The organism is uncultured Bifidobacterium sp., from assembly GCF_959020145.1.
Classification (GTDB): domain Bacteria; phylum Actinomycetota; class Actinomycetes; order Actinomycetales; family Bifidobacteriaceae; genus Bifidobacterium.
The window spans coordinates 1-4,858 of sequence record NZ_CAUEQY010000065.1 but is presented as its reverse complement, the minus strand read 5'-3'; the positions used below and the strand labels follow the sequence as shown (position 1 = coordinate 4,858).

Here is a 4,858-nt window from a genome sequence, read left to right as displayed (position 1 = left end):
GCCGCGAAAGAAGCTGCGCAAACCATCAAACGCTGAGTGTGGGATCGCATATCTCTCTCCTTCGTGAGATTATTCCGGCACCTCCTTGCACCGGATAGTCACAGCATACCTACGTAATTCTTTTTTGTCAAGTTTCCTTACATTTAAATCCGGCACGCGATTGCTATTCCACAAAAAAGCTGAAATTCCGCCATTTAGTGACAATCGTAAAGCAATCGCAATTCGAGGAAAAATGCCGTATACTCTTGTTTAGTACTCTTTATTGCCAATAAAAATTACATAACGCACTTGTATCGCCACAAACTACAATATGTATCGGCTCCACACAAGAAAGCGAGGACATCGTGAGCGGTACCCAAGCAAAGGCATCACCTTCCGACATTCGAATCAGCAATATCACCGCCGCATTCGAGCAGCTTTTCCCCGCAACGCAAATGTCGCGAGCCAATATCGGCAAACTCATCGGACTTTCGCGCTTCACCACCAGCGAAGTGACCGGCGAAATGGTCGACAATCGCATTCTGCGCGAACTCGGCCCCGACAATCGCGAAGGGCGCGGTAAACGTTCACAAGTGCTCGCCATCGACACCGATTTCTGGCGAATCGTCTCCGTCGACCTGTCGAATCCGATGCTCGTCAAAGGAGCGCTGGCGGATCTTTCCGGCAGAATCGTGGACCGCACCGAACTTCCCGTCGACCATGGCTGCAGCGTCAATGACGTGATCGACCTCTGCAGGCAGCTCATCAGCTCAACGCCACTGCCGATCCTTGGCATCGGCATCGCGGTGACCGGCATTGTGGAACCCAACGGCGTGGTGCGCAAATCCGTGCACTTGGGGTGGAGCGAACTGCCGCTGAAAACCGAAGTGGAAAACGCCACCGGAGTGCCCGTGATCGTAGGCAACGACACCAATGCGGCACTTGTGGCGGAACGATTCTTCGGCGACTGCTCCCCCAATTCCATGCTCATCTCCATCGGGCGGGGCGTCGGCGCGGCATTATGCCTCAACGACGTCATCATCGAAGGAAGTTCCTTCACTGCCGGAGAAATCGCACACGTGGTGGTCGACCCGAACGGGCCAATCTGCGAATGCGGCAAACAGGGATGTCTCGAATCATTCGTTTCCGGCGACAGGTTGCAGCAACGCATCTCGCAGGATCCCGCCGCGCGTACGCATATTCTCACCGAAGCGGGCGCGTTGCTCGGGCGCGTCATGGCCATACCGGCAGGATTGTTGGATCTGCGCGACATTTCGGTATATGGTGCGCCGGAAATCGTCAATACTCAATTCATCGACGCGATGGAAAACGAAATCAGCCGCACCGTGACCACGGATTATCAGGAGGCGCCGCAAATTCACCGTTGCAGGCAAGGCGAGGATCTCACCCTGCGCGGACAGGCCACCATCGTGATCCGCACACTGGTACCGACGATCCACGAACGCGGCTCCCTCATCGGCGAAGCATAGCTCCGGACGCCTTAGCGCGACCCAAAACCTCCAGTCGGTGGAGGAAGCTACCCGCTAACAGACCTGCTAACGTCCAAAAACCTCCAGTCGGTGGAGGAAGCTACCCGCTAACAGACCTGCTAACGTCCAAAAACCTCCAGCCACCGGAAGAATCGCCCCGTCTGCAACTCTCCAAGCATCCATATCCCTCCAGTCGCTGGAAGAATCCGGACCGCAAAATACCCCCGTACTGTCCAAAAACCTCCAGTGAGCGGAGGAATCCTCCCGCTGACAGGCCTTTTATCGTCCAGATTGTTCCAGTGAGTGGAGGAACCCGGACGGGATGAGAGGCGAGGAGACGAAAAGACATGAAAGGCCGCCTGCAGCGGATGGAGTGCTTCAGGCGGCCCTGGTTGTCGGAAAGGAAGGGGAAGTTCAGTTATCGGGATTCAGGTTGGCCCGCCGGAGTCGCGGTTCCAGCAGTTCCAGCGGTTTCAGCCACGGCAACCGCCTCGACGGCTTCCACGGTCTGAGCGTCGTCGGCTTCGATCTCACCGTTGGCGAGCTTCACTTCGAGCTCCTTGACGATCTCATCGTGCATCTTCTCAGTGATCTTCACCTTGAACAGAAACACGATCAGGCTCAGGATGATGAGCACGAGCGGAATGTAGAAGGCGCAGATCTTGAAGATGTGGATGTTGGATGCGGTCATGTCGGCTGCGGTCGCATTGCCGGTCATGCCAGCGGCCACGGCGATGATGCCGACGATGCCGTTGGACATGGCGCCACCGATCTTGTCGAGCATCGGGCGGACGGACAGGGTGACGGCCTCGTTGCGCTTGCCGTTCTTGAGCTGGCCGTATTCGATGGAGTCGGTCAGCGACAGGATGGCGGTCATCTGAATGAGGGTACCCGGCACGTAGAAGAGCACCAGAGCCACGAACACCATGATGATGTTGTCGGAGAAGATGCCGAGCATCACATAGCCGGCGATCATGGAGATCATGCCGCCGATGTACAGGTAGCGGCGCGGAATGCGCTTGTTCAGGATCGGGTACAGCGGAGCCATAACCAAGCCTGCGACCAGTGCGATCACGCCAGTGAGGGAGTATGCGGCCTGGTTGTCGAGGATGAACTTGAACAGGAAGATCAGCACGCCGGTGGTGGCCACGTTGGCGATGGCGTACAGCAGGTAGCTCAAGGCAACCCACAGCAGCTGGTCGTTCTGGAAGATGGCCTTGAAGGCTTCGATCGGGTTGCCGTTCTTCTGGGCCTTGGAGCGCAGGGCGCTCTCGTTCTCCTTGGTGCCGAAGGCAACGGTCCATGCGGTCAAGAGGCCGAGCAGGCCGACGATAATACCGAAGCAGGTCCAGCCGGACTGGCTTTCGACGTACTTGCCGGTGAACACCCAGCTGAAGTAGGTGACGATCGGGATGACCACGACGGTGATGCCGTTGTAGCCGATGGAGCCGGTGAAGGAGCCGAGTGCGGTGTAGGTGGAGCGCTCGTGGGAGTCGGAGCTCAATGCAGGGATCATACCCCAGTAGGAGATGTCACGCAGGGAGTAGAACACGTCGAGCACGATGAAGGTGATGACGAACAGTACGATGAACCACGTGGCGTTCACGTTCACCAAGCCGAACAGGCCGGTGTACACTAGCACGATCAGCACGGACGAAATTGCGCCGGCGAGGAACTGCCATGGGCGGAAACGGCCCCACTTGGTGGTGGTGTTGTCGATGATGTTGCCCAGCAGCGGGTCGATGAAGATCTCCGCGATACGGATCACCACGACCAGGCCGGTGATGACGCCGATCAGCTTGGTGGCGACGCCTTTATCAACACCAGCGAACAAGGAGCTCGTCACATAGACGACGAAGTAGGTGCTCAGTGCGTTATAGAACGCGGACTGGCCAAGGTTGCCGCACGCGTACGCTACGCGCTGGCCGAGCTTTCCGCGACGAGCCGTGCCGTTCGCAGTAGTGGTCGTATTGCTCATTATCTCTTCTCCTTAGAAGATTTTGATGAGATCACCCGTTGACCTCGAAAATTGAGTATACGTTGTTTACTATCAAAAGTAAAATTCCTTAGTAAACAAAGCTCCCAAACGGCGTGTCGCAATCGCAGTTCTTACGATTATCAAATGCCGACATCTGCAATCATGATTACTACCGCCATTTGCCGTCACCTATCGCCATATAAGTAAATTCAGTTGCAAATAACGCAACACGCAGATTTGCAATTTAAGTAAACAATGTTTACCATGCTAGTAAAAGAGTTTATTACTCTGAGTACACAAAAGTACACACCAACTAAACCTACATCAACAACGAAGTTATGTTTCGGAAACGAGGAAATCATGGCAGATAAGATCACCACCGCATCCGCCGCGTGGCTCACCGACCCCACGGTGTTCGCAGTGAATCGCACGCCGGCACATTCCAATCACGTGACCTTTTCTCACATTCCCGCGATCGGCGAGCCGAGCGATTTGAAGCAAAGCCTCGACGGCGAATGGCGCGTGGAAATGGTGCAGGCCTCCGACATCGATCTTGAGGAAGAGCCGTTCGCAGCCGAGGATTTCGACGATTCCGCTTTCGGCCGCATCGACGTGCCCTCCCACCTGCAGAACGCGGGATACATGAACCACAAGTACGTGAATATTCAGTACCCGTGGGACGGCCATGAGAATCCGCAGGAGCCGAACGTTCCCGAAACCAACCATGTGGCACTGTATCGCCGCACGTTCACCGTCGCCGAGCGTCTTGATGCGGCCCGTCAAAATGGCGGCACCGTCAGCATCACGTTCCACGGCATGGCCACCGCGATCTACGTGTGGGTCAACGGCGTATTCGTCGGCTACGGCGAAGACGGCTACACCCCGAACGAATTCGATATCACCGAAGCGTTGCACGACGGCGAAAACGTCGTGGCCGTCGCCTGCTACGAATACGCAAGCGCATCCTGGCTGGAAGATCAGGATTACTGGCGTTTGCACGGCCTGTTCCGTTCCGTGGAACTCGCCGCACAGCCGCATGTGCACATTGAAGATATGAAGGTCGAAGCGGATTGGAATCCGGAAACCGCCACCGGTTCGCTCGACGCGCTACTCGCGGTGCGCAATGCGAAGAATGCCGCCACCGTGTCGGCGACGCTGAAGGATTTGAGTGGCAATGTGGTGTGGGAAACCGCATTGGCCGCATCCGACGAAACCGGCATCGTTTCCGGCTCGTTGGACGTCAAGCCGTGGAGCGCCGAGAGCCCGGCACTGTACGAACTGCAAGTTGTGGTGATCGGCCATGATGGCGCGATCGTTGAAACCGCAACGCAGCGCGTCGGCTTCCGTCGCTTCCGCATCGAAGACGGCATCATGAAGCTCAACGGCAAGCGCGTGGTCTTCAAGGGCGCCG

The 4,858-nt window shown here is 56.5% G+C and carries 3 protein-coding genes; 2 read left to right on the top strand and 1 reads right to left on the bottom strand.

Going from position 1 to position 4,858, the window contains the following annotated elements:
* The first annotated feature begins 344 nt into the window (after positions 1 to 344).
* The gene (locus tag Q5H33_RS08105; RefSeq protein WP_055063796.1) at positions 345 to 1,469 is read left to right on the top strand and encodes an ROK family protein; all 1,125 of its coding nucleotides are present in this window, start codon (positions 345 to 347) and stop codon (positions 1,467 to 1,469) included.
* Between the two features lie 418 nt (positions 1,470 to 1,887).
* Here Q5H33_RS08105 and Q5H33_RS08100 read toward each other — a convergent pair whose 3' ends face one another.
* Complete coding sequence (locus Q5H33_RS08100; RefSeq protein WP_302423950.1) at positions 1,888 to 3,447, bottom strand: glycoside-pentoside-hexuronide (GPH):cation symporter; 1,560 nt, start codon at positions 3,445 to 3,447, stop codon at positions 1,888 to 1,890.
* A gap of 360 nt (positions 3,448 to 3,807) precedes the next feature.
* On the opposite strand from Q5H33_RS08100, the gene Q5H33_RS08095 reads away from it, so the two are divergent.
* On the top strand, positions 3,808 to 4,858 hold a 1,051-nt coding region (locus tag Q5H33_RS08095), incomplete at its 3' end, for a sugar-binding domain-containing protein (RefSeq protein ID WP_302423948.1).

Excerpts from the sequence above, each read along its gene's own strand:
- Q5H33_RS08100 (WP_302423950.1), bottom strand. The coding sequence starts at position 3,447 with ATGAGCAATACGACCACTACTGCGAACGGCACGGCTCGTCGCGGAAAG.